2 protein-coding genes and 1 pseudogene are annotated in these 4,925 nt (G+C 66.3%); all 3 read left to right on the plus strand.

Translation table 11 applies throughout. The features are described from left to right. The first annotated feature begins 862 nt into the window (after positions 1-862). Positions 863-2,164 (plus strand): trypsin-like serine peptidase, encoded by a 1,302-nt coding sequence (locus FLX08_RS42785; protein WP_244313235.1) that lies wholly within the window; start codon positions 863-865, stop codon positions 2,162-2,164. A gap of 558 nt (positions 2,165-2,722) precedes the next feature. Beyond that, a complete protein-coding gene (locus FLX08_RS42790; RefSeq protein ID WP_244313236.1) occupies positions 2,723-4,045 on the plus strand; it encodes a trypsin-like serine peptidase in 1,323 nt (440 codons plus the stop codon). 487 nt (positions 4,046-4,532) lie between these two features. Then, a pseudogene (locus FLX08_RS39560) lies at positions 4,533-4,925 on the plus strand (trypsin-like serine peptidase); the annotation flags it as partial.

The following is a 4,925-nucleotide window of genomic DNA, read 5'->3' on the forward strand; positions in this document are numbered from 1 at the left end:
GCCCGAAAACGACCACACCCGCGCTTCAGGTGCGGCGGCCACGCCTCACTCTCACGGCCGATCCCAGCGCCGATCTCGGAGCCGATCCCAGAGCCGATCCCAGGGCGAATCCCAGAGCCCCTCTCACGGCCGATCTCTGAGCCGAGCCAGGGCCGCCCAGAAGCCGCTCCCGGAAGTCGATCCCAGAAGTCGATCCCAGAAGTCGATCTCAGAGCCGTCCGCTCCGGCCCGTCCTTCTCCTCGTCGACTTCTCCCCGCCCTCGCCGCCGTCTCGCCGCAGCGGGCATCACGCGCCCGGGTGGGCCCTTCGCGAGCGCCCGGAGCACCCCGCCGCCCCCTGTTGCCCTCCGGAACCCCTGTGCCGACGGTGCTCACGTTCTCGCGCCCGAGACACCGGCCGCCGATGAACATGTGACGGCCGGCTCGCCGCGCACGCCGTAGATCGCTCCCAGGCGGACGGGAACGGCTGAAACCCCCGTCACCTCAGACCGCTCGCAGACCGCCGTTCGAGCCCTTTTGGGGCGCCCGCAACGGGCCGCTGAGCGCGTGAGCACGGTCCGCTGAAGGCCCTTTTGACGTAGAAGCCCCTCTCCCGGTTTCATCCGATCAGTGTGATTCGCATCACATAACGCCCCATCTGGGAGCCGTCGCGCGGCACGGCAATGGACGTCCGGCACCACTCGTGATCAGCAGAGATGTCACACAGACCCCTCAACCACCCCGAAGTTCGCAAGGTCGGAGGGGGCGGGCGGACGCGGTGGTTCCACTTACACCACACCAACTTCTCCTATAACTTTCTGACCGTTCCTTTACTGACGTATGGGGCGCAGGAGTCGCCTCACGACAGACCAGGGAGAGAAAGTTGAAGCGCACCCTCGCACTCGGTGGCGTCGCGGCCGGCCTGCTGGCCTCCGCCGCCATCGCCGCCCCGGCTCACGCCGACTCGGTTCCGGCCACCAACCTGGCCAACACCAACCTCGCCGCTCAGCAGGTCGCCCAGTACTGGTACGGCCAGGCCAAGGCCAACCTCGTCAACGCCACGCCGTACACCGCCGAGACCACGGTTTCCGCCAAGCACGTGTCGACCGGCGGGGCCTCCGCTGACACCAAGGCCGGCGTCGTGGGCTCCAGCGGCGACCAGAAGGCTTCCACCGGCACGTCGAAGAACGTGAACCTGCCGAAGACCACCGGCAAGGTGTTCTTCACCGGCGCCGACGGCAAGCCGCACTGGTGCTCCGCCACCGCCCTGCAGTCGACGTACAAGAACGTCGTCGCGACCGCGGGTCACTGCGTCTACGACACCAAGTCGAACGCGACCACGCTGGACAACTGGGTCTTCGTCCCCGGCTACTACGAGGGCAAGACCCCCTGGGGCATCTACGTCGGTAAGACCGCTTACACGCACTACGACTACAGCGTGTACGAGGACGGCGACCGCGACTACGCGTTCGTCACGGTCTACAACGGCGTCATCCCCACGGACGGCGGCACCAACGGCGGCCTCGTGTCGAAGTTCTTCAAGAGCAAGAAGGACGCCTACGACTACAAGGCCAAGCTTGAGGCCGACAAGACCACCGGTTGGTCGAAGCTCGCGGTCGTGCCGGTCTTCGGGCAGTCCCGCGGCAACGACCACGGCCGCAACGACGACCACGGCCGCAACGACCGTGGCCGCAACGACGACCACGGCCGCAACATCATCGGCTACAAGGTCACCGGCGCGAAGCTGGCGATCGGCCTCAAGGACGTCGGCACCCTCGGGTCCAACGTCGGTGGTCAGGGCCTGGCTTACAACCAGAAGGTCGGCACGGCCGTCTTCGAGTTCGGTTACCCGAGCGGGTCGCACCCGGACGGCAACTACGCCTTCACCGGCAAGACCCAGAAGTGGGCCTACGGCAAGACCTTCAAGGCGAGCGCTGCCTCGATGAAGGCCGAGGAGCTCGTCGGCATCAAGTCCTCCTTCACCGGTGAGGGCGCCATCGGTTCGTCCTGGCTGTACCGCTACAGCAGCGCGAAGCGGCTCGGCTACCTCAACGGTGTGACCATCGCGGTCTCCGACACCGACGGCAACGGCCGGATCGACACCAGCGTCTCCCCGTACTTCGACGGTGAGACCCTGGGCGTCTACAAGGCCGCCGCCGCCAACTGGTCGGGCAAGATCGTCTGATCTTCCCCGGTCGATGATGTGAGAAAAGGGCCCGGCCTCCAGCCGGGTCCTTTTTCTTACGCATTTCGCCAGACCCTCGAGAAGGACACCGAGAAGGACGCCGAGAAGACCCCGAGAAGGCGTCGGGAAGGCGTCGGTAAGACGGCGAGAAGACGCCGGGGAAAACGAACCGCGTCGCCTATTAACCATGCCCCTCTCCCCTTCCCTGGACCGCTCGGCCGCCGCCGCAGTGGCGGCATCCGGTTCCGGCGTCGCCAGGGTCTCTCCCTCCGTACGGCCAGGGAGGAGTCCGTCGCCGTCAGGGCCCGGACGCGGCCGCGCCCGTACGGCCACACGGCACCCGGGAGGCCTGCTCCCGCTGCGGCGAATTTCACCGGGAAAGCGCCCCGCAGCGCCCGCGAGCAATGGCATTCACATTGAAGATCACGAGCAAGATCACGAGGTGATACCCATTGCTTCGCCTCTCTTACGCCCTCCGCTATCAATCCGGTAGTTTTTGCGCATCCTTTACTGACGCATGAGGCGAAGCCGCGCCTCACGACAGACCATGGAGAGCACTTGAAGCGCACCCTCGCGTTCGGCGGCGTCGCGGCCGGCCTGCTGGCCACCGCACTCGTCGCCTCCCCCGCGCACGCCGACCACTTCAAGCCCAAGGCCAAGCCGCTGGCCGAGACCAACTTCGCCGCCAAGCAGGTCGCCGCCTTCTGGCTGGGCGAGAAGATGGCGAACATGGTCAACGCCACGCCGTACGGCACGGAGACCAAGGTCGCCGCCAAGCACGTCTCGACGATGCCCAAGGGCACGACCGACACGAAGCCCGGCGTCGTCTCGACGAGCGGCGACAAGAAGGCCACGAGCACGTCGAAGAACGTCAACCTGCCCCGCACCACGGGCAAGGTGTTCTTCATCGGCTCGGACAAGAAGCCGCACTGGTGCACCGCGACGGCCCTGCAGTCGCTGCACAAGAACCTGGTGGCCACGGCCGGTCACTGTGTCTACGACACGGTGAAGGACAAGGACCTGATGGACAAGTGGGTCTTCGTCCCGGGTTACTACAACGGCAAGACGCCGTACGGCATCTACGTCGGCAAGATCGCCTACACCCACTTCGACTTCACCACCTACGGTGACGGTGACTTCGACTACGCGTTCGTCGCTGTCTACAACGGCGTCGTCCCCACGGACGGCGGCACCAGCGGCGGCAAGTACGAGTCCCGGCTCTACAGGACCAAGTGGGACGCCTACAAGGCCAAGGACCAGCTCGCGAAGGACAAGACCACGGCTTACTCCAGCCTCAAGGTCGTGCCCGTCTACACGGACCGGAAGCCGGGCGTCAAGTCGGCAAGCCCCTCCCCGTCGCCCTCGCCGTCCGCCTCGGCTTCCCCCGCGGCCACGCAGAGCAAGAAGTACCTCGTGGGCTACAAGGTCGTCGGCCTGAAGCTGACGATCGGCCTGAAGGACGTCGGCAAGCTGGGCGACAACGTCGGCGGCCAGGGCCTGGCCTACAACCAGAAGGTCGGCCAGCCGACCTTCGTGTTCGGCTACCCGAGCGGGTCGCACCCGGACGGCAACTACGCCTTCACCGGCAAGACCCTCAAGTACAGCTACGGCAAGACCTTCCCCGCCACGGCTTCGGCCCTGAAGGGTGAGGCGCTCCAGGGCATCAAGTCGTCGTTCACCGGCGAGGGCGCCTCCGGTTCCGCCTGGCTGTACAAGTACAACAACGCGACGCGGTTCGGTTACCTGAACGGCGTCACCATCGGCGTCTCCGACACCGACGGCAACGACCGCTACGACACCAGCGTTTCGCCGTACTTCGACGGTGAGACCCTGGCCGTCTACAAGGCCGCTGCCGCGACCCCCTCCTCCAACATCGTCTGACGCCTCCTGAGGCTCAGCTGAGCAAGGGCCCGGCCGCGTGCGGCCGGGCCCTTCTCCTTTTCTCGTGCCGCTTCTTCACGCGGACGCTCTCCACGCTCCCGGCCGCCACGACGCTCTCACGACGCCCTGAGGCGCGTCTTCCGGGCCGGCCGCGGATATGTTCCCCGGCCGCCGGCGCGACGCCGTACGGGGCGAATCAGACGTGATCATCTGGTCGCCCGGTTCCATCTCGCGAATGTGATTTACGTCACATTTGCCGTTCTTGTGATCAGCCGCACAGAGCGCGCACAGCCCCGCGGAATCAGCATCTCATCAGCAGAAACACAGGAACCTTTCAGGTTCGGCTCCTACCTCGATCAATGCGGGTGCGCCGGAGGAGCGGGTTTCGGCCCTACTTTCCGCCCGCCTCCTCCGATAACTTTCTTACCGTCCCTTTACTGACGTGTGGGCCTACTTTGTGCCCCCGACAGACCGAGGAGTACAACCCTTGAAGCGCACCCTCACTCTCGGCGGCATCGCGGTCGGCCTGCTGGCCTCCGCCGTCGTCGCCACCCCCGCGCACGCGGACTCCGTTCCGCACGACACCCTGGCCAACTCCAACTTCGCCGCCAAGCAGGTCGCCGCCTTCTGGTTCGGCGAGCGTATGGCCAACCTCCGCAACGCCAAGCCGTACAACGTGGAGACGCGGGTCTCCGCCAAGCACGTCTCGACCGGCGGGGCCTCCGCGGACAGCAAGGCCGGCGTCGTCGGCTCCAGCGGCGACAAGAAGGCGACCAGCAGCACGAAGAACGTCAACCTGCCCCGCACCACGGGCAAGGTGTTCTTCATCGGCGCCGACCACAAGCCGCACTGGTGCACGGCGACCGCCGTCCAGTCGCAT

Source organism: Microbispora hainanensis, assembly GCF_006874475.1.
GTDB lineage: Bacteria > Actinomycetota > Actinomycetes > Streptosporangiales > Streptosporangiaceae > Microbispora > Microbispora hainanensis.